This window comes from Duganella alba, assembly GCF_009674495.1.
GTDB lineage: Bacteria > Pseudomonadota > Gammaproteobacteria > Burkholderiales > Burkholderiaceae_D > Rugamonas > Rugamonas alba.
In genome coordinates this window covers 240,083-258,300 of the sequence record NZ_WKJN01000003.1, presented here as the reverse complement: position 1 = coordinate 258,300, position 18,218 = coordinate 240,083, and the positions used below count along the sequence as shown (strand labels likewise).

Annotated in this window: 18 protein-coding genes; 10 read left to right on the top strand and 8 right to left on the bottom strand. The window is 63.9% G+C overall.

Annotation, left to right across the window (positions count from 1 at the left end; translation table 11 throughout):
* Nucleotides 1-13 precede the first annotated feature (13 nt).
* The gene (locus GJ695_RS04440) at nucleotides 14-964 is read left to right on the top strand and encodes a LysR family transcriptional regulator (RefSeq protein ID WP_154362394.1); all 951 of its coding nucleotides are present in this window, start codon (nucleotides 14-16) and stop codon (nucleotides 962-964) included.
* Here GJ695_RS04440 and GJ695_RS04435 read toward each other — a convergent pair.
* Nucleotides 939-1,706, bottom strand: coding sequence for a class I SAM-dependent methyltransferase (locus GJ695_RS04435; RefSeq protein WP_154362393.1), 768 nt, complete (start codon nucleotides 1,704-1,706; stop codon nucleotides 939-941). The genes GJ695_RS04440 and GJ695_RS04435 overlap by 26 nt on opposite strands.
* Nucleotides 1,707-1,800: 94 nt before the next feature.
* Between GJ695_RS04435 and GJ695_RS04430 the strand changes: the two genes are divergently transcribed.
* The 3 genes from GJ695_RS04430 (at nucleotide 1,801) to lpxC (ending at nucleotide 4,520) form a co-directional block, all read left to right on the top strand.
* Nucleotides 1,801-2,568, top strand: a complete 768-nt coding sequence (locus tag GJ695_RS04430; protein ID WP_154362392.1) for a helix-turn-helix transcriptional regulator — start codon at nucleotides 1,801-1,803, stop codon at nucleotides 2,566-2,568.
* 150 nt (nucleotides 2,569-2,718) lie between these two features.
* Nucleotides 2,719-3,561, top strand: coding sequence for a DMT family transporter (locus GJ695_RS04425; RefSeq protein WP_154362391.1), 843 nt, complete (start codon nucleotides 2,719-2,721; stop codon nucleotides 3,559-3,561).
* Between the two features lie 23 nt (nucleotides 3,562-3,584).
* Nucleotides 3,585-4,520: a UDP-3-O-acyl-N-acetylglucosamine deacetylase gene (gene lpxC / locus GJ695_RS04420; RefSeq protein WP_154362390.1), complete on the top strand. Its 936-nt coding sequence runs from the start codon at nucleotides 3,585-3,587 to the stop codon at nucleotides 4,518-4,520.
* On the opposite strand, the gene GJ695_RS04415 is transcribed toward lpxC, so the two are convergent.
* Entirely contained in the window at nucleotides 4,521-5,006 is a 486-nt protein-coding gene (locus GJ695_RS04415) for a DciA family protein (RefSeq protein ID WP_229260383.1), read from the bottom strand. It lies immediately after the preceding gene.
* A 231-nt stretch (nucleotides 5,007-5,237) separates the two neighbouring features.
* Here GJ695_RS04415 and secA point away from each other — a divergent pair, with 231 nt between their 5' ends.
* The gene (gene secA / locus GJ695_RS04410; protein WP_154362388.1) at nucleotides 5,238-8,021 is read left to right on the top strand and encodes a preprotein translocase subunit SecA; all 2,784 of its coding nucleotides are present in this window, start codon (nucleotides 5,238-5,240) and stop codon (nucleotides 8,019-8,021) included.
* A gap of 77 nt (nucleotides 8,022-8,098) precedes the next feature.
* The gene (locus tag GJ695_RS04405; RefSeq protein WP_154362387.1) at nucleotides 8,099-9,301 is read left to right on the top strand and encodes a GAF domain-containing sensor histidine kinase; all 1,203 of its coding nucleotides are present in this window, start codon (nucleotides 8,099-8,101) and stop codon (nucleotides 9,299-9,301) included.
* 78 nt (nucleotides 9,302-9,379) lie between these two features.
* On the opposite strand, the gene GJ695_RS04400 is transcribed toward GJ695_RS04405, so the two are convergent.
* The gene (locus tag GJ695_RS04400) at nucleotides 9,380-9,790 is read right to left on the bottom strand and encodes a DUF4019 domain-containing protein (protein WP_154362386.1); all 411 of its coding nucleotides are present in this window, start codon (nucleotides 9,788-9,790) and stop codon (nucleotides 9,380-9,382) included.
* Nucleotides 9,791-10,009: 219 nt separating this feature from the next.
* Here GJ695_RS04400 and GJ695_RS04395 point away from each other — a divergent pair, with 219 nt between their 5' ends.
* On the top strand, nucleotides 10,010-10,630 hold the full coding sequence (locus GJ695_RS04395) for a DUF6624 domain-containing protein (protein ID WP_308492158.1): 621 nt from the start codon (nucleotides 10,010-10,012) through the stop codon (nucleotides 10,628-10,630).
* Here GJ695_RS04395 and GJ695_RS04390 read toward each other — a convergent pair.
* From GJ695_RS04390 to GJ695_RS04380, 3 genes are all read right to left on the bottom strand, one after another.
* Entirely contained in the window at nucleotides 10,627-12,591 is a 1,965-nt protein-coding gene (locus GJ695_RS04390; protein ID WP_229260382.1) for a sensor histidine kinase, read from the bottom strand. The two genes, GJ695_RS04395 and GJ695_RS04390, sit on opposite strands and share 4 nt — an antisense overlap.
* A gap of 114 nt (nucleotides 12,592-12,705) precedes the next feature.
* Nucleotides 12,706-13,089 carry a type 2 periplasmic-binding domain-containing protein gene (locus tag GJ695_RS04385; RefSeq protein ID WP_371866484.1) on the bottom strand — a complete coding sequence of 128 codons (384 nt, stop codon included), beginning with the start codon at nucleotides 13,087-13,089 and terminating at the stop codon, nucleotides 12,706-12,708.
* A gap of 38 nt (nucleotides 13,090-13,127) precedes the next feature.
* A complete protein-coding gene (locus GJ695_RS04380; protein ID WP_154362382.1) occupies nucleotides 13,128-14,345 on the bottom strand; it encodes a porin in 1,218 nt (405 codons plus the stop codon).
* A gap of 328 nt (nucleotides 14,346-14,673) precedes the next feature.
* Here GJ695_RS04380 and argJ point away from each other — a divergent pair, with 328 nt between their 5' ends.
* Genes argJ through GJ695_RS04365 form a run of 3 tightly spaced genes read left to right on the top strand, consistent with a single transcriptional unit; the run spans nucleotide 14,674 to nucleotide 17,172 of the window.
* A complete protein-coding gene (argJ, locus tag GJ695_RS04375; protein ID WP_154362381.1) occupies nucleotides 14,674-15,912 on the top strand; it encodes a bifunctional glutamate N-acetyltransferase/amino-acid acetyltransferase ArgJ in 1,239 nt (412 codons plus the stop codon).
* 1 nt (nucleotide 15,913) lies between these two features.
* Entirely contained in the window at nucleotides 15,914-16,783 is an 870-nt protein-coding gene (locus GJ695_RS04370; protein ID WP_154362380.1) for an ATP-binding protein, read from the top strand.
* The gene (locus GJ695_RS04365) at nucleotides 16,780-17,172 is read left to right on the top strand and encodes an NUDIX domain-containing protein (protein WP_154362379.1); all 393 of its coding nucleotides are present in this window, start codon (nucleotides 16,780-16,782) and stop codon (nucleotides 17,170-17,172) included. The genes GJ695_RS04370 and GJ695_RS04365 overlap by 4 nt, the downstream gene beginning before the upstream one ends.
* Nucleotides 17,173-17,239: 67 nt before the next feature.
* Here the strand turns inward: GJ695_RS04365 and GJ695_RS04360 are convergent, their stop codons facing one another.
* Both GJ695_RS04360 and zapD read right to left on the bottom strand, forming a co-directional pair.
* The gene (locus GJ695_RS04360) at nucleotides 17,240-17,413 is read right to left on the bottom strand and encodes a DNA gyrase inhibitor YacG (RefSeq protein ID WP_154362378.1); all 174 of its coding nucleotides are present in this window, start codon (nucleotides 17,411-17,413) and stop codon (nucleotides 17,240-17,242) included.
* 8 nt (nucleotides 17,414-17,421) lie between these two features.
* Entirely contained in the window at nucleotides 17,422-18,177 is a 756-nt protein-coding gene (gene zapD, locus GJ695_RS04355; protein WP_154362377.1) for a cell division protein ZapD, read from the bottom strand.
* Nucleotides 18,178-18,218 lie beyond the last annotated feature (41 nt).

Sequence of the window (18,218 nt, the reverse complement as noted above, 5' to 3'; positions counted from 1 at the left end):
TTTTAATCATGCCATGACGGCACAAATTGGATTGGAACGGTTGACGGGCTTGATCGCCTTTGCGCGCGCGGCGTCGCTGGGCAGCTATACGGCTGCGGCGCGCTCGCTGGCGATCTCGCCGTCGGCGGTCAGCAAGAGCGTGCAGCGGCTGGAGCAGCAGCTGGGCCTGTCGCTGTTCACGCGCACCACGCGCTCGCTGACCTTGACCGCCGAGGGCCGCGATCTGCACGAGCGCGCGCTGCGCCTGCTGCACGAGGCGGAGGAAATCGAACAGGCGGTGCTCAGCGCGAAGGCGGAGCCGGCCGGCACGCTGCGGGTCGCCGCGCCGCTGCCGATCGGCACGCAGATCCTGGCGCCGCAGCTGGCGCTGCTGAAGCAGCGCTTTCCCAGGTTATCGATCGACCTGCGCCTGGGCGACGAGTTTGTCGACCTGATCAAGGAAGGCATCGACGTGGCGATCCGCGTGGGCGACCTGGCGGATTCACGGCTGATCTCGCGCCGGCTGGCGCCGCACCGGCTGTGCGCGTTCGCCTCGCCGGCCTATCTGGCGGCGCGCGGCGCGCCGCAGCATCCGGATGACCTGGTGCGGCATGATTGCGTCAACTTCCGCTTCCAAAGTTCGGGCCAGTTGCTGAAGTGGCCGTTCATGGTGTCCGGCCGCGTGGTGGAGGTGACGCCGCCAAGCTGGGCGGTTGCCAATGCCAGCGACGCCATCGCCGAAATCCTGGTGGGGCAGGGCGGCATCGGCATCTCGCCGACCTATGTCGCCGCCCGCTACGTGGCACGCGGCGAGCTGGTGCCGGTGCTGGCCGACTACGCGGTCGACCGCTCGACCATCACCGCGCTGTGGCCGCAAAGCCGGCGCGGCAATCCCAACGTCAAGGCCTTCCTCGGTTTCCTCGACACCGTGTTCCCCGAGCAGACGCCGTGGGACGCGGTCATCGCGGCCGCGGCGCGGCCCTGAACAGCGTGGCATCGATGCTGAAGGAATCGTCGGGCTGCACGGCGAAGTAGCCGCGCGTTTCTTCCGGCGCGGTGCGGAACAGGCTGCGGATGGCGGCGACGCGCTCGGCCGGCGTGCGCATGCGCGCGGTCCAGTCGTCGAACTTCATTTCCAGCTTCCAGTCGTTGCCGCGCTCGCTCGTGAAGCCGGCGTCGTCCAGCATCCGCGTCCATTCCGAAGGGCGATAGTCGCGCACGTGCGAGCCGTCGCGCAGCAGTTCCACCCCTTGCAGCGTGGTGTCGTGCAGCGGCGTTTCCGGCGCGGTAATGTCGATGACGACGAACACGCCGCGCGGCTTCAGCACGCGTTTGACTTCGCGCAGCGCGGCCGGCACGTCCAGCCAGTGGTGGGCCGAGAAGCGCGTCACCACCATGCAGAAGGAGGCGTCGGCAAACGGCAGGCTGCTCACGTTGCCTTGCCGCGTGCCGATGTTGTCCAGGCCGCGATCACGCGCCGCATGCGCCACCACCGTCAGCATTTGCGGCGACAGGTCGAACGCCGTCACCGATTCCGCCACCGGCGCCACCGCAAAGCTGGCGTGGCCGGCGCCGCAGCCCAGGTCCAGCACCAGCGGACGCTTGGGCAGGGCGGCGGCGATCTCGCGCAACCGCACCAGGTCCGCGCCTTGCGCGTGGACCGTGCTGGTCAGGTAGGCGCTGGCGGTATTGCCGAACTGCTGGGCGACAACGGCTTGCTGTTGCATGATGTTTTCTCCAAAAGTGGGATGGTTCAGGGCAGAATAGGCGGGTTTTTATCCTGTAACAAGACAAGGATTTATCCTGGTATAAGGAACTACCATGCAAGACAATCTGGGCGATTTCATCCGCGCGCACCGCGAGCGCACCACGCCGGCCAGCGTCGGCCTGCCTGCCGGCGGCCGTCGCCGCACGCCGGGCTTGCGGCGCGAGGAGTTGGCGCAATTGTGCGATGTCAGTCCGACCTGGCTGACGTGGCTGGAGCAGGGCCGGGACGTGTCGGCGTCCGGCAAGCTGCTGGCGCGCATGGCCGAGGTGCTGCACCTGAGCGCGGCCGAGCGCAGTTATCTGTTCAGCCTGGCCGAGCGGCTGGACCCGCAGCACGATGCGGACGCCGAGGACGCCGGCGACTCGCTGGACGACATCGTGGCCGCCATCGACGCGCCGGCCTACATGCTGGACCGGCAGTGGGATGCGGTGGCGTGGAACACGCACGCGGCGGCGCTGTTCGGCGGCTGGCTGGATGTGGCGTCGTCGCCGGCGCGGCCCAACCTGCTGCGCTTCATGTTCCGCGCTGCCGCCGCACGCGGCCTGATCGTCGACTGGGAAGACCGCGCGCGCCGCCTGGTCGCCGAATTCCGCGCCGACATCGGCAAGCACGCCGGCCAGCCAGCGCTGGCGTCGCTGATCGCCGAACTGTCGCAGGACAGCCCTGAATTCCACGCGCTGTGGACGCTGCAGGATGTGGTCAGCCGCGAAGGCGGCCTGCGCCGCTTCCACCATCCGAGCATGGGTGAACTCGGCTTCAACCAGGTCACGCTGCACCTGGCCAAGCGCCACGACCTCAAGCTGGTGATGCTGCTGCCGTAGATGAGGCGTTTGCTATAATCGCCAGGACAGCGCAATGCTGTGCTGGCTCCGGACGTCGCCATAATGACGTTCCCAGTGGTCCGCCCCGGACCGGTCGTCAAGGAGCTTCTTCTGTCCTCCCGTCAAGAAAATCTGCACAGCATCTACGCGATGCTGACTGCGGTTGCCATGTTCTCGTTCATGGACACCAGCATGAAGCTGCTGTCCGCCCATTATCCCGCCACGCAGGTGACGGCGCTGCGCTCGCTCAGTTCGTTGCCGCTGCTGTGCGGCTATATGCTGTATCGCGGCGCCTTCAAGACCATCTTGCGCGTGCGCTGGCCGATGCATGTGTTCCGCGCCGTGCTGGGCATCGCCATGCTGACCACGTTTGCTTTCGGCCTGCAGTCGCTGTCGCTGGCCGAGGCGTATTCGATTTTCTTCATCGCGCCGGCGCTGATCACGGCGCTGTCGGTGTGGGTGCTGAAGGAGCATGTGGGCGCCGGCCAGTGGGTGGCCATCGCTGTCGGGCTGCTGGGCGTGCTGGTGGTGCTGCGTCCCGAAGGCACGGGCTTTCTGTCGCTGGGCGGCGTGGCGATCCTGGCGGCGGCGGCCTGCTACGCCGTGTCGGCCATCAGCGCGCGCGTGCTGGCGCGCACCGACAGCACCGAATCGATGATGTTCTGGCTGCTGACCATGATGGCCATCGGCGCCGTCGCGCTGTCGTACCGCCACTGGGTGCCGGTGCGCGCCGAGCATGGCTGGATTCTGCTGGCGCTGGCCCTGTCCGGCTTCTTCGGCCAGCTGGCCATCACCAAGGCCTTCAGCACCGGCAAGGCCTCGATCGTGGCGCCGTTCGAGTACACGGCGCTGGCCTGGGGCGTGGCGATCGACTGGCTGCTGTGGCACGCGCTGCCGGACGGCTACACGCTGCTCGGCGCCGGCATCATCATCGCCAGCGGCGTCTACCTGGTGCGGCGCGAGGCGGTCCATGTTGAAGCCGAGCATCCTTGACCACAGTTCGTTATAATCTTCCGATGTTAAAACAACGCACTATCAAAGAACTGGTCCGCACCACGGGTGTCGGCCTGCACTCCGGCACCAAGGTCGAGCTGACCTTGCGCCCGGCCGCGCCGGATACCGGCATCGTGTTCCGCCGCGTCGACCTGGAGCCCATGGTGGAATTCCCGTCCAGCGCGATGGCGGTGGGGGATACCCGCATGGCCTCGGTGCTGGTCAAGGAAGGCGCGCGCGTCTCCACCGTGGAGCACCTGATGTCGGCCTGCGCCGGTCTCGGTATTGACAACCTGTACATCGAAGTCAGCGCCGAAGAAATCCCGATCATGGACGGTTCGGCTTCGTCGTTCGTATTCTTGTTGCAACAGGCGGGCGTGCTGGAGCAGCCGGCGGCCAAGAAATTCATCCGCGTGCTGAAGCCGGTGGAAATCCGCGAAGGCACGGGCGACAAGGAAAAATGGGCGCGCCTGCTGCCGCACGACGGCTTCAAGCTGGACTTCTTCATCGAGTTCAACCACCCGGCGGTGGACGGCACCCAGCAGCGCGCCCATGTGGATTTCGGCGACGTCTCCTATGTGCACGACGTCGCGCGCGCCCGTACTTTCGGTTTCATGCAGGATGTCGAGATGTTGCGCGGCATCGGCCTGGCGCGCGGCGGTTCGCTGGAAAACGCGATTGTGATGGACGAGTACCGCATCCTGAATTCGGACGGCCTGCGCTATGAAGACGAGTTCGTGCGCCACAAGATCCTCGACGCCATCGGCGACCTGTACCTGGTCGGCCATCCGCTGCTGGCGTCGTATGAAGCGCACAAGTCCGGTCACGCGCTGAACAACCAGCTGCTGCTGGAACTGCTCAAGCATCCGGACGCCTATGAAGTGGTGACGTTTGACAGCAATGACGTCGCGCCGCAGTCCTATGTGCGCCAGATGGCGCGTGAGTGGGCGCTAACTTAATCAGCCGCCGCCGGCGCGGCGCCGCGCCACCATCGCCTTGACCGCCTCGATCAGCGCCGCGTTCTGCGGCGTCTGCTCCAGGCTGCCGCTGAGCTGGTCGAAGGCGTCCACCGCGGCGCCCGGCAATTCCAGCGCCCGCATCTTTTCCTTGATCTCGGCCTGCTTGGTCATCTGCACCTTGAGCTTGACGCCGTGCACCTGCCAGCCGCGCCGCGCCAGCGTTTCTTGCAATTTCGGCAATTGCTGCTTGAGCTTGGCCGCCAGCGCCGTGGTCGGCAGCGACAGCAGCAGCTGGCCATCCTCGAACGCCAGGATCTCGCAGTGCACGAACATGGCCGGCAGGCACTCGGCGCAGTCCTTTTGCAGCCGCGCCATGCGCTGGACGGCCGGCAGCAGCGCCGCCATCTTGTCGTTGCGGCGCAGGAAATCGGTCGCTCCCACCGCAGTGGGGCGCTTGAGCGCGAGGTTGGAGGAGTTGAATCGCATGCGGCGAAACATATCACAGATATTGCGCCGCCCCAAAATCGTCACCAGCGGTTAAAATCGATTGATTTTGTGACATTGTTCACACTTGGGCTATTGTTATATAGGCCAATAACCCAATGTAGGCCCGAGCGCGTGATAAAATCACCGTCTTTTGCCATAGTCCAACTCCGTGCGGTAAGCGTTCTTAACCTACAGAGCTTTTTTCAACGGCGTTTTTTCAAGAATTCAAGCATGTCTTTTCTGACCAAGATTTTCGGCAGCCGCAACCAGCGCCTGCTCAAGCAATACCAAAAAACGGTACGCGAGATCAATGCGCTCGAACCGGCGATGGAAAAACTGTCGGACGCCGAGCTGCAAGCCAAGACGCCCGCTTTCAAGGAGCGCATCGCCAACGGCGAGACGCTGGACGCGCTGTTGCCTGAAGCGTTCGCGGTCTGCCGCGAAGCCTCCAAGCGCGTGATGAAGATGCGCCATTTCGACGTGCAGATGATCGGCGGCATGGTTCTGCACTACGGCAAAATCGCTGAAATGGGCACCGGCGAGGGCAAGACCCTGACCGCGACCCTGCCGGCCTACCTGAACGCACTGTCCGGCAAGGGCGTGCACATCGTCACCGTCAATGATTACCTGGCGCAGCGCGACGCCGAGACCATGGCCAAGCTGTACAGCTGGCTGGGTCTGACCACCGGCATCAACCTGTCGCAGATGGAGCACGCCACCAAGCAGGCGGCCTACAACTCCGACATCACCTACGGCACCAACAACGAATTCGGCTTCGACTACCTGCGCGACAACATGGTGTTCGACGCCAAGGACCGCGTGCAGCGCGTGCTGAACTTCGGCATCGTCGATGAAGTCGACTCGATCCTGATCGACGAAGCCCGTACCCCGCTGATCATCTCCGGCCAGGCCGAGAACCACACCGATCTGTACTACAAGATCAACGAACTGCCGCGCCTGCTGACCCTGCAGATCGGCGAAGAAACCGCCGACGGCAAAGGCAAGGTCGAGGTCCCTGGCGATTACACCAAGGACGAAAAAGCCCACCAGGTGCTGCTGACCGAAGCCGGCCACGAGAAGGCCGAAGGCATCCTGACCCAGATGGGCCTGCTGCCGGAAGGCGCCTCGCTATACGATTCCGCCAACATCACGCTGGTGCACCACCTGTACGCGGCGCTGCGCGCGCACGCGCTGTACTTCAAGGATCAGCACTACGTGGTGCAGAACAATGAAGTGGTGATCGTCGACGAATTCACCGGCCGTCTGATGACCGGCCGCCGCTGGTCCGACGGCCTGCACCAGGCGGTCGAGGCGAAAGAGGGCGTGAAGATCCAGAACGAGAACCAGACGCTGGCCTCGATCACCTTCCAGAACTATTTCCGCATGTACGCCAAGCTGGCCGGCATGACCGGTACGGCCGATACCGAAGCCTACGAATTCCAGGAAATTTACGGTCTGGAAACCGTGGTGATTCCACCGAACCGTCCGTCGGCGCGCAAAGACCGCCAGGACCAGGTGTACAAGTCGTCGCAGGAAAAATACAACGCCATGATGCTGGAAATCCGCGAGTGCTACGAGCGCGGCCAACCGGTGCTGGTGGGCACCACCTCGATCGAGAACTCGGAACTGCTGTCGGGCATCCTGACCAAGGGCGGCCTGCCGCACAACGTGCTGAACGCGAAACAGCACGCCCGTGAAGCGGAAATCATCGCCCAGGCCGGTTCGCCGAAAGCCATCACCATCGCCACCAACATGGCCGGTCGTGGTACTGACATCGTGCTGGGTGGTAACGTTGAAAAACAAATCCAGTTCATCGAAGCCAACGCCGAACTGAGCGACGCCGACAAGGCCGCCCAGTCGCAGGCGCTGCGCGACGGCTGGCAGGCGCTGCACGAACAAGTGGTGGCCGCTGGCGGCCTGCACATCGTCGGCACCGAGCGTCACGAATCGCGCCGCGTCGACAACCAGCTGCGTGGCCGTGCCGCGCGCCAGGGTGACCCGGGCATGTCGCGCTTCTTCCTGTCGCTGGACGATCCGCTGCTGCGCATCTTCGCCGGCGACCGCGTGCGCGCCGTCATGGACCGCCTGAAAATGCCGGAAGGCGAACCGATTGAAGCGGGCATCGTCAGCCGCTCGATCGAGTCGGCCCAGCGCAAGGTCGAGGCGCGCAACTTCGATATCCGTAAGCAACTGCTGGAATACGACGACGTCGCCAACGACCAGCGTAAAGTGATCTACCAGCAACGTAACGAGCTGCTGGAAGCGGCCGATATTTCGGAACTGATCATGTCGCTGCGCCACGGCGCCTTCACCGACCTGGTGCGTGAATACGTGCCGGAAGAATCGGTGGAAGAACAGTGGAACCTGAAAGGCCTGGAAGCGGCGCTGGCCGCCGAGTGGCAGATCGATCTGCCGCTGACCGCCATGGTCGCCGCCGAGCCCAACCTGACCGACGACGAAATCCTGGAACGCGTGATCGGCGCGGCCGATGCGCTGTACCAGTCGAAGATCGATATCGTCGGCAAGGAATCGTTCGGCGGCTTCGAGCGCAACGTCATGCTGCAATCGGTGGACTCGCACTGGCGCGAGCACCTGGCGGCGCTGGACCACCTGCGCCAGGGTATCCACCTGCGCGGTTATGCGCAGAAGAATCCGAAGCAGGAATACAAGCGCGAAGCGTTCGAACTGTTCGGCCAGATGCTGGACATGATCAAGAACGAAGTCGTCAAGCTGATCATGACCGTGCGCATCCAGTCGCGTGAAGAGATCGACGCGGCCGAGGCGGCAATGCAACAGTCGCACGTGGAAAACGTCAGCTACCAGCACGCCGATTTCGATCCGAGCGCCGCGCCGGAAGAACTGCTGGCGCCGCCACAGTTCACCGGCCTGCCGCCAGAGCTGCAAAACCTGAGCGGCGAGCAGCTGATGGAAATGGGCCTGAAGGTCGGTCGCAACGATCCATGCCCATGCGGCAGTGGCAAGAAATACAAGGCCTGCCACGGCAAGCTTGCGTAAGCAGCACAGCGGCAGCACAATGAACCCGTAGGGCGCAAGCCTTGCGGGTTTTTTTATGGTTGAAGCGGAGGTGCGGGATGACACAGGGCTTGGACGAGGATATCGCGGCGATTGCCAGGATCGGCGCGGTGCCGACGATACTGGAGGCTGTTTCCGAATTGACCGGGCTGGGCTTTGTTGCCATCGCGCGCGTGACGGCCAATTCCTGGCATTGCTGCTCGGTGCTGGACAAGCTGAACTTCGGCCTGCAAATCGGCGGCGAGCTGGACGTCACCACCACGCTGTGCGAAGAGGTACGCGACAACAATGCCGCCATCATTATCGATTCGGTGCGCGACAGCGAGCGCTATTGCAACCATCACACGCCGCGCATCTACGGTTTCCAGAGCTATTTTTCGATTCCGCTGTACCGGCCGAGCGGCGAATACTTCGGCACGCTGTGCGGGCTTGATCCACACAAGGCCGAGCTGACCAACAAGACCATGCGCAACACGCTGATGCTGTTTGCCGAGCTCATCAGCCGTCAGCTGGAAAGCGAAGTGGTGCTGGGCGAGGCGCAGGCGGCGCTCAGCGATGAAGTGAAAACCGCGAAGATGCGCGAACAGTTCATCGCCATGCTGGGCCACGATATCCGCACGCCGCTGAGCACCATCATGAACGGCACCGAAATCCTGCGCATGCAGGCGCCGCCGTCGCTGCGGCCGCTGCTGGACATCATGCAGCGCAGCAGCCAGCGTATCGGCGCGCTGATCGACGACGTCACCGATTTCACGCGCGGGCGCATGGGCGGCGGCATCTCGCTCAATCTGCGCCACGAAAGCCAGCTGGAGAAACCGCTGCAACAGGCGATTGCCGAGTTGCGCAGCGTTTATCCGCAGCGGGAAATCATCGAGGAGTTGCCGGGCGGCGTGGCGTTGCTGTGCGATGCGGCGCGCCTGGTGCAACTGCTGTCCAACCTGCTGAAGAACGCCCTCGTGCATGGCAGCGCGGCGGCGCCGGTGTACGTCAAGGTCAGGCAGTCGAACGGCATCTTTGAAATGTCGGTGACCAATAGCGGGCCGCCGATTCCTGCCGAGATTCAGGCGCAGCTGTTCACGCCGTTCTGGCAATCGAGTTCCGGCGGCGGTTCCGGCGGCCTGGGGCTGGGGCTGTTCATCGCCTCGGAAATCGCCGTCTCGCACGGCGGCGTGCTGGAAGTGGCATCCAGCGACACGGCCACCACCTTCACCTACCGCAGCCGCACCGCCGAGTTTGTCGAACGCCGCGCGCTTACACGCTGATCACGGTGACGCGCGCGGGATTGCGGCGCACGACGCAGTCGAACAGGCCGACCGAGGTGGCGCAATCGGTCCTCCATGTTATTCCTTGTCATCGCTGTGGATGCCGTAGCCGGATACGCGCCACACGCCATCCTTCTCCTTCACGGCGGTGACGGATTCGCGCACGGCGTGGTTTCTCTGGTAGTCAGAGATGTACTCGAAGGTGATCGACGCCGGCTTGACGCTGGCCGACTGGTAGCTGCGCGACTTGAACGTTCCCAGCGGAATATGGATGGCGCTGGCGAGCATGTTCCACGCCAGCTTCGACATATCCTTGCGCACGCCTTCGGCGCCCTTGTTCCAGGCGGCCGAATAGTCTTCCGCATCCATCAGTTTCATCCAGCTCTCCGACGCCGCGCGCGCGTCCGCGACATCCTTGGCACCTTGGGCAAACGCGGAAGAACCAATCAGCAACGACAACGCCAAGGCAAATGCAGACAGCAGCTTCATAGGAAAATCTCCGGAAAAGGTGAGTTGAGCCTATGCTAAGCCATCCCTTCGCGCCAGTCCGGATTTTGCGATGGACTGCAGAATCGGAGGGTTAAACCGGCATGCTATCCTTGAGCGCGACATCGATATATCGGGAGGAATGGATTGTTTCGGATATTGCCAGCATTGCTGTGTGCAGTGTTAGCCGCGCCAGCTTTTGGCGAGGAGGCTGTGGATGCGATGCCGTGTCCCGGCGCCATTGCCTGGAACCAGGCCCACCCAGAGGAGTCGGACGCGGCGATGAATCAGCGTGATGCAGCGCGGTCGTTCAGCGATCCGGCGTTGCGTGAAGAGCTGGCGATACGTTCCCAGCGTGACCAGGAAGCGCGCATTGCATACCTGGCTCACCCTGCCAACACACTGGTCCGGCAGCGTGCGGTTCAGGTGGATGCGAACAACGTCAAATGGCTGTCCATGCTGGTGCGCAGCCAGGGCTTCCCGACCGCCGCGCAGGTGGGTGAACGCGGTGTGCGTCAGGCGTGGCTGCTGGCGCAGCACGCGGACCTGCAACCGGCGTTCCAGGCGTCGCTCCTGCCCGAACTGGAACAGCGCCATGCCGCCGGCGAGTTGGACGGCATGACCTTGTCGCGCTTCATCGACCGGGTGCTGGTGGCGCAACACAGGGCGCAGCGCTACGGCACGCAGTTCACGCCCGAGGCCTGGGCTACCGCCCATTTCGGCCTGCCCGACGACCAAAGCGTGCAAGAGGTGGAGCAGAACCGGCGTGCGCTCGGCATCATGCCGCTGGCCGATTATGTGTGCATGATGAGCTACGTCCGCAGGAAGCGCCCGTCGGATTAGGACTTCGCCTCGCGTTGCGGGGCCACGCGCGGCAGCAGCATGCGCACGGTGGTGCCGGCGTCCGGCGCCGAGTCGATGCTGATGCGTCCACCCAGCACGCCGGTGACGATGTTGTAGACGATGTTCATGCCGAGGCCGGTGCCGCCCTGGCCCATGCGGGTGGTGAAGAAGGGATCGAACACGCGCTTGAGCACGTCCTCGGTCATGCCGCAGCCGTTGTCGCTGAACTCCAGCGACAGGACGTCATCGTCCACCATCGCCGCGCGCACGACGATGACGCCGTCGCGGCGCTGTTCGAAGGCGTGGGCGAGGGCGTTGTTGATCAGGTTGTTCAGGATCTGGTACAGGCCGCCCGGATAGGAATCCAGCATCAGCCCCACGGGGATCCGCAGGTCCACCTCGCACGGCACCCGGCGCAGGCGCGGCATGTAGGTGGCGATGGTGTCCTGCACCGCCGCCAGCAGGTCGAAGGCGCGGCGCTGGTCGTTGGTCTGGTCGACGGCGATCTGCTTGAACGACGAGATCAGCTCGGCCGCCTTGTGCAGCGAGCCGGAAATCAGCTCGCTGGCCATGCGCACTTCCTCCAGGTGCGAAGTCAGCTGCGAGCGCCGCAGCGCGCCGGCCTCCACCTGGCGTTCGAATTCCTGCACGCGGTCGCGCAGCGCGGTCGAGGCCAGCAGGCTGTTGCCGATCGGCGTGTTCAGCTCATGCGCGATGCCGGCCACCAGCGACCCCAGCGACGCCATCTTCTCCGACGCCAGCAGCTCGTGCTGCGTATGGCGCAGCGTCTGCAGCGCCGTGCTCAGTTCGGCGTTGGCGCGTTCCAGCGCGGCCGAGCGTTCGCTGACGCGGCTTTCCAGCGACACGTTCAGATCCTTCAGTTCGCGCTTGGCGTTGAGTTCCTCGGTCAGGTCCAGCAGCGCCCAGATGATGATGTCGTTGCCGTCCTGGGTCAGCGAGGACGACCAGATCGCCACGCTGCCGACGCTGCCGTCGGGCAGCTGCACGCCGGCGATGGCGCCATGCACCGCGCCGTGCTCGCGGTACATGTTCCAGATCCGCTCGCGCTCGATGCTGCTGGCCCAGAACGGCACTTCGTCGCTGCGCTTGCCGATCAGGTTGGTGGCGGCCTTGCCGAAGGTATGCAGCAGCGCGCGGTTGGCGGCGATGATGCGGCCTTCGCGGTCCGACACGGTCAGCGGCAGCGGCGCCATGTCGAACAGGGTCTTGAAGCGCGCCTCCGATTCCGACAGCCGCCGCTGCGACTGCTCCAGCTGCGCGATGCGTTCGCGCAGCGCCGCGCTCATGGTGTTGAGGGCGCGCGTGAAGACCGCGATTTCATCGGCGCCATGCACCGCCAGCGCCTTGCTGTAGTCGCCGGACGCCAACTGTTCCGAGTCGCCGGTCAGCGCCTGCAGGCGGCGGCCGATGCCGTGCGTGAAGATGTAGACCATCAGCACGCCCAGCCCGAAGCCGAACAGGGCGATGACGCCGCTCTGCACCAGCACCTCGTCGCGCGCCTGTTTCAGGTCCTTGGTGCTGAGGCCGAAGTTGATGCTGCCGATGCGGTTGTCGGCCAGCAGCAGCGGCGCGCGCGCGTGCAGCGTGGCGTCGCTGATCAAGGTGCGCACGCCCTTGAAGCTGGTGCCGCCGCCTTGCCGCAGCAGCGCCGGCAGCGGCATATCGCGCTTGCCCACGGCGATGATGGGGCTTTCGTTGTCGTCGAGGATGGTCAGGTAGCGCAGGAAGCTGTCGTCCGGATCGGACAGCATTTCGGCCAGGTAGGTATTCAGTTCGGGCAGCCGTCCGCGCATGGCGTAGGGACTGAGGGAGAGGTTGAGCGTGACCGCATATTCCTGGGCGACGCGTTCGGCGTTGGTGCTGACCGCGTGGTTCATCAGGCGCAGGCTGTTCCAGATCAGCAGGCTCACCACCAGCGCCTGCACCACGGCACTGAGCATCAGAAACTTCGCGCGTAGCGATACACTCAAAACGGTCACTCCTTGTTGGAAGGCGCCAGGAGCACACGCGCCTGCCGCGCGGATGGCACGGCAGGCTGGCAGGACGACCTGGAGTTAAGGCAGGGTCAGAATCACTTTGACGGTATCGTCAACTGCCGACTTGTCAATATACCCGATTGCTTTCGGATCGGCAGCAACTGCTTTTTTCACGTCGGCGCTGTTCGGATATTCCTTCGGCGGCGTGGCTTTGCCGGTGAACACCAGCTTGGACCACAAGGCCTTGACCTGGGCCGCGTCCTTGTCCGCCACTTTCTTGTAGAACTCGTTGCGGATGGCCGAGCCGTCGGCCTGGTCGACCGGCGTGAACAGGTTGGATTTGCCCAGGAAGAATTGCGACGCCTGTTCCGAGAACATGCGCGTGGCCGGATTCTGCTTGCTGACGATGACGACGATTTCGGCCGAAGCCGGCAGGGCTGCCGCCGCAAGTGCGGACAGCATGAGAGCGCTGATAAGCTTTTTCATTCTAGTTTTCCCGATCAGAATACGAAGTCCAGGCCGGCGGCGACCACGGTGACGTCTTTGCTATAGCCGGCGGCCGGCACGTTGATCAGCAGGCCCGACTTGGCGCCCGGCTTGACGCGGTCCACTTGCACTTTCAGGGCCAGCTGCTTGGCGAAGTCCCAGCGCACGCCGATGATGTCCGAGGTCTGCTCGGCCGACGTCAGCAGGCCGGTGACGGCGGTGTTCAGCGCCGGAATGCGCGCCAGCGCGGCCGGCGTGGTGACCGAGCTGCCGGCGCCCTTCGACGAGGCGTGCGCGTAATACGGCAGCACTTTGCCGACGCGGTAGCCGACCATGGCGTACCAGGCGTTGGTGTCCGGCAGGTAGACCGCTTCCTTGGCGCGGCGCTGGGCGTATTCGGCCTGGGCCACGATGTTGTTCCAGTCCATGGTGCCGCCCACCGAAGTGAAGGCGATTTTCTTGCCGGTGCTGAAGGTGATGTCCGACGCCAGCTGGGTCAAGCCGACGGCGTTCAGCGTGGTGGTCAGGCCGTTGATCGGTTGCAGGTCGTTGATCTTCATGTCGGCGCGCGCGTGGGCGAAGCGCAGCAGGAAGGGGCCGTATTCGCCGGCCACGCTGAAGCCGGCGGCCGGTGCGCGGTAGGTCGCGGTCGAACCGGCGCCGGTGGCCACGAACAGCTTGCCGCGGCTGACGCCGGCAAAGGCTTGCGCCGTGAAGTTCAGTTCGCCGAAAGCGTGCTGGTAGTTGATGTCGGCGCCGTCCGAGTTTTCAATCGGCGCCTGGCTGTACATCTCGATCGGCGGACGCATCATGGTGTTGGCGTAGCCGACGTTCTGGTAGTCGGAAATCAGGAAGGTCGGCACCACCACGCGGCCCACGCGCACCGACACTTCGTCGTTGATGCGGGCTTTGAGGAAGGCCCAGGTCAGGTCGGTGGTGAAATTGTGTTCGGTGGCCTTGCGGGTCAGCACCTGCGCGGTGCCGGACAGCCAGTCGTTGATCTTGTAGGTGGCTTGCAGGCCGAGGTTGGTGTCGAGGCCGAGGCGGGCGCTGTCGCCGACGCCGTCGGCCTGGTTGTAGCGCGCGTAGGTCACGTCGTCGGTATTGCTCTTGGCGGCGGCCAGCGTGCCGAAACCACTGATGCTCAGGTTGCCGTCATCCAGGGCGCCGGCGTGCGCCTGCATTGCGGCGGTGGCAGCCAAGACGGCAGCTACTAAAAGTTGCTTTTTCATGAGTTCAATCCTAGGGGGTTGTTGTCGGTATGACGGTTGTGCCGTCTTTTATTTATGGAGCAATGCGGGGATGGGGCATTCAGTTATTACCTTAGACCAATTTCCTGGGAGCATGAAAGAGGAAAACGATAAACTGAACGATCGTACTAATTTTTTGTGGTTTTTGTGCTAAAAGCGCTGTAAAAACAGCAGCTTGTACGATATCGCTCCAGTGATTTTTGAGCAAATTTGATGTTCTGTTATCGGTCACTCGTGGTTACAGGCCACGCGGCTGGCGGATCAGGTATTACAATAGCGGCTCCCTCTTTCCACCCACGAGATCAAGAATATGGCCGTCAATTCCCCCCTGCCCATCGCCTCCGAACTGAAGCCCGTCGCGGGTGTTGAAATCGGCTTTGCCGAAGCCGGCATCAAGAAGCCGAACCGCAAGGACGTGCTGGTGATGAAGCTGGCGCCGACCGCCACCGTGGCCGGCGTGTTCACGCTGAACCGCTTCTGCGCGGCGCCGGTGCAGATCGCCAAGGCGCATCTGGCGGCGGCCAAGGACAGCGGCAAGCCGATCGCCGCGCTGCTGGTCAACACCGGCAACGCCAACGCCGGCACCGGCGAGCTGGGTCTGTCGCTGGCCAACGAAACCTGCGTCGCGCTGGCCGCGCAGCTGGGCGTGGACGCGGCGCAGATCCTGCCATTCTCCACCGGCGTGATCCTGGAGCCGCTGCCGGCCGCCAAAGTCATCGCCGGCCTGCCGCAAGCCATCGCCGGCCTGAAGGCAGACAACTGGTACAACGCGGCCGAAGCCATCATGACCACCGACACGCAGCCGAAAGCCGGCTCGCGCACCGTCACCATCGGCGGCCACAGCGTGACCATGACCGGCATTTCCAAAGGCGCCGGCATGATCAAGCCGAATATGGCGACCATGTTGGGCTACCTGGCGCTGGACGCCAAGGTGGCGCAGCCGGTGCTGGAACAACTGGTCAAGCATGCGGCCAATCACTCGTTCAACTGCATCACCATCGACGGCGACACCTCGACCAACGATTCCTTCATGCTGATCGCCACCGGCGCCGGTTCGCTGGAAGTGAACTCGGTGGACGCACCGGAATATGCCGCCTTGCGCGACGCCGTCACCGAACTGTCGCTGTTCCTGGCGCAAGCCATCGTGCGCGACGGCGAAGGCGCGACCAAGTTCATGAGCATCATCGTGGAAGAGGGCGCCAGCGTCGAAGAGTGCCGCAAGATCGCCTACTCGATCGGCCATTCGCCGCTGGTGAAGACCGCCTTCTTCGCCTCCGACCCCAACCTGGGCCGTATCCTGGCCGCCATCGGCTACGCCGGCGTGGACGACCTCGACGTCAGCAAGCTGAACCTGTACCTGGACGATGTGTGGGTGGCCAAGAACGGCGGCCGCAATCCTGACTACAAGGAAGAAGACGGCCAGCGCGTAATGAAGCAGGCCGAGATCACCGTGCGCGTCAAGCTGGCGCGCGGCGCCGCTGTGGCCACCGTCTACACCTGCGACCTGTCGCACGATTACGTGTCGATCAACGCCGACTACCGCTCGTAAGATGTCGACGGCCCTCGAACAATTCCTGGTGCGCGCCGAGGCCCTGCTGGCGCGCGTGGAGGCGGTGCTGCCGCAGGCGCCGCGCGAGCCGGACTGGCGGCTGGGGTACGCCTTCCGCTGGCGCAAGCGCGCCAACAGCCCGAGCTATCTGCAGGCGGTGGCGCACGTGTCGGATATCGCGCTGGACGACTTGCAGCACATCGGTCCGCAGAAGGAACAGATCGAGCAGAACACGCGTCAGTTCGTCAGCGGCAAGCCGGCCAACAACGTGCTGCTGACCGGCGCGCGCGGCACCGGCAAGTCGTCGCTGATCAAGGCCTGCCTGAACCAGTTCGGCAAGGACGGCCTGCGTCTGATCGAGGTGGACAAGGCCGACCTGGCCGAGCTGCCGGACATCGTCGACCTGGTGGCCGGGCGGCCGGAGCGCTTCATCATCTTCTGCGACGACCTGTCGTTTGAAGAGGGCGAGAGCGGCTACAAGGCGCTGAAGGTGGCGCTGGACGGCAGCATCTCGGCGCAGTCGGACAATGTGCTGATCTACGCGACGTCGAACCGCCGCCACCTGCTGCCGGAACGCATGTCCGACAACATGAGCTACAAGCACGACGAAAACGGCGACCTGCATCCGGGCGAAACGGTGGAGGAAAAGATTTCGCTGTCCGAGCGTTTCGGCCTGTGGCTGACCTTCTATCCGTTCAAGCAGGATGACTACCTGACCATCGTCGGCCACTGGCTGTCGACCTTGGGCTGCACCGAAGCGCAGATCGAAGGCGCGCGCGCCGACGCCTTGCGCTGGGCCTTGCAGCGCGGCTCGCGTTCGGGCCGCGTGGCGTGGCAGTTCGCCAAGGACTACGCGGGGAAGCTCGCATGAAGCCGGTCGATGTGGCGGTAGGGATTCTGGTCAAGCCGAATGGCGATGTGCTGCTGGGCCAGCGTCCGGCCGGCAAGCCGTATGACGGCTACTGGGAATTCCCCGGCGGCAAAGTCGATCCCGGTGAGACGATCCTGGAAGCGTTGAAACGCGAGTTTGTCGAAGAGCTGGGCCTGCAGATCCACAGCGCCGAAGAATGGTGCGGCGTGGAGTACGTCTACCCGCACGCGCACGTGCGGCTGCACTTCTACATCAGCCGCGACTGGTCCGGCGAACCGCAAAGCCTCGAAGGCCAGGCATTCGCATGGCAGGGAACAGTCGGGGTAGAGCCGTTGCTGCCCGCGACGATACCGCTGTTGGAGTGGCTGGAACAGGTGCGCTATAGCTGAACCCCGAACCGTGGCGGGGTCTGACCCCGAACGGGGTCAGACCCCCGGCTCCGGTGTGCGGGTGTAATTACTCTTCGTCCAGAGGATCTTTCGGCGGCGCGGCCGGAATGGCGTACTTTTCCTCGGCCCACGCCCCGAGATCAATCTTCTTGCAGCGCTCCGAGCAGAACGGGCGGAATTTATTCTCCGGTTTCCACTCCACTTTGGCGGAGCAGGTCGGGCATTCAACTACAGTGGTCATGAGGTTCGTCAGAAGTTACAAAGGGTAAGCTCGAATGGTACATCATCTTCCAGCGGCTTGGGTTTCAGGTCGCCGCCCTGCGAGGTAAAGCGCACCCACAGCATGTACTTGTTGGCCGAAATCTCCGGAATCGCGCCCTGCGCCTCATCCAGGGTCAGGCGCAGCATCTGATACACCTTCCCCTGCAACATCTGCTGATAGCTGCCGGCGACGGCAATCATCTTCACCGGCCCGCCCGAGTCGCGCAGCAGGCGCAGCACCAGGCCCAGCGCATCGAACAGCGGCGCCAGCGGCGCAAACCAGTTGGCGATGTCGTTGAAGCGCTGTTCCGCCGGCCGCTTCTGCCAGGCGTAGTAGGAAGGCAAATCAAACTCGCAGGCGCCGCCCGGAATGATGGTGCGGCCGCGTATGCTCATCAGCCACTCGTTGTCGCGCACGTTCTGCCCGGTCTTGCCCTGCGCGGCGACCAGCGCGCTGGCGACGCCATCGACTTCGGCCAGGATCGCGTCCAGCGTTTCAGCCTGCACATTGGGATTCATGCGGTAGCCCAGCAGCGTTTGGCGCTGGCGCTCCAGTTCTTGCAGCAGGTCGGATTTCAGATCGGCGCGGCCGGCCACTTCCAGCATGTCGAAGATGGTGGCCAGCGCAACGTGGTGCTGCATCGGATGTTCTTGATGCACAAAGAACTTGAATTTCTCGTACAAATCCTCCAGGCGCAGCAACGTGCGGATGCGCTCGTTGAAAGGATATTCGTAGACGATCAAAATAACATCCCTCTATAGATGGACTTGCAAAGAATTCTCGT